The 962-nt window shown below is 84.1% G+C and carries 1 pseudogene; it reads left to right on the top strand.

Annotated elements, in window-relative coordinates:
- Positions 1-26: 26 nt before the first annotated feature.
- Positions 27-962 (top strand): annotated as a pseudogene (locus KJS59_RS30655) (hypothetical protein); the annotation flags it as partial.

Here is a 962-nt window from a genome sequence, read left to right as displayed (position 1 = left end):
GGGTGGGCGTGGCCGCAGGCGGCGCGGTGGTCGGATCCGGTGTGGTCGCGGGCGGCGGGGTGGTCGGGCTGGGCGTGGTCGCGGGCGGCGCGGCGGCCGGGGCGGCCGGAGCGGGGGCCGGCGAGGTGGGGCGCGCGGCCGGCGGTTCGGCGATACGGAACTCCGGGCGGATGCCGGGCGGGAGCGGCGGCGTGGGGCGGCCGGTGCCCCGGCCCGCCGGCGACACGGGGCGCGAGGTCGGCTGTGCCGCCGGCTCGCCGGCGGTGGGTGCGCCCGCCGGGGGCCTGCCGGCGCTGGGCGTGCCGGCGCTGGGTGTGCCCGCGTCTGATGCGCCGGCAACGGGTGTGCCCGCGGTGGGCATCTCGCCGCTCGGCGTGCCGGCTGCGGGCGTGGTGCCGGTCGGCACGCTGGCGGTCGGCGTGCTGGCGGGTGGGGGTGTGCCCGCCGTGGGCGCAACCGGGACCGGCTCGGCCGTAGCCGGCGGCCCTGCGGGCGCCGGTGCGGGCGGCGGCGCGGAGGTGGGCGCCGGCACCGCGGGTGGGGCCGGCGGTGCGGCCCCGGACGGTGGGGAGACCGGTCGCCCCGAGGACGCCGGCGGGGTCGAGGCTGGGCCGGCCGGCAGTCCCGACGCCGGGCTGGTCGATGGGGCCGGTGCCGGGCTGGCCGGCGGGGCAGCGGCCGGGGTGGCCGGCGGGCCCGACGCTGGGCTGGCCGGTACGCCCGACGCTGGGCTGGTCGGTGGCGCCGAAGCCGGACGCGCGGGCCTGCCGGGCGTTCGTTCCGCAGCCGGCGCTGGCGCGTGTGGAGCTTCCGTGCCGACCGGCGGCACCGACGTGGGAGCCGCGGGCGGTGCTGGCGGCGCGGACGCGGGAGCCGCCGAGGCGGCCGCCGGGTGGATCGGTGCGGGGTGGCTGAGCGGCCGCGCGGGGCCCTCGCCGGCGCCCGGCGGGACGGCGCCAGGC

Origin of the sequence: Rhizomonospora bruguierae, assembly GCF_018397995.1 — a bacterium.
GTDB classification, from domain to species: Bacteria; Actinomycetota; Actinomycetes; order Mycobacteriales; family Micromonosporaceae; genus Rhizomonospora; species Rhizomonospora bruguierae.
The sequence above is the reverse complement of the archived record's forward strand: the minus strand, read 5'-3'. Positions and strand labels throughout refer to the sequence as shown.